The following is a 403-nucleotide window of genomic DNA, read 5'->3' as shown; positions in this document are numbered from 1 at the left end:
TGGCTGAAGCCGCCGGCGTGCAACCCTCGGCCTTCATGCGTTTCTGCCAGATCATGGGTTTGTCCGGCTTTTCGGAAATGCAGCGCCTGTTCCGTGATTCCTATGTCGGCGGCTGGCCGGATTATGCCACGCGGCTCGATCATCTGCGCGAAAAGGGCGATGAAAGCGCGTCCGGCCTGCTTGCCGAATTCGTGGAAGCCGGCCGCTCGTTGCTGGAAATGCTGCTGAAATCGGTCGACACCCGACAGCTCGATGAGGCGGTTTCCGTGCTGGCCAAGGCGCGCACCGTGCATATCGTCGGCCTGCGGCGGTCCTTCCCCATTGCCAGCTATCTGGCCTATGCCTTCGAGAAGATGAAGGTACCGGCGGTTCTGCATAGCGCCGTGGGCGGGCTCGGCAATAT

At 61.8% G+C, this 403-nt stretch carries 1 protein-coding gene; it reads left to right on the top strand.

Features of this window, described 5'->3' with window-relative positions; genetic code table 11:
- The coding region (locus tag EN804_RS34935; RefSeq protein WP_135922325.1) for a MurR/RpiR family transcriptional regulator at positions 1-403 on the top strand (403 nt) is incomplete at both ends.

This window comes from Mesorhizobium sp. M8A.F.Ca.ET.161.01.1.1, from assembly GCF_004792105.1.
Lineage (GTDB): Bacteria > Pseudomonadota > Alphaproteobacteria > Rhizobiales > Rhizobiaceae > Mesorhizobium.
Note: the sequence above shows the minus strand (reverse complement) of the source record. Positions and strands in the feature narration are given on the sequence as shown.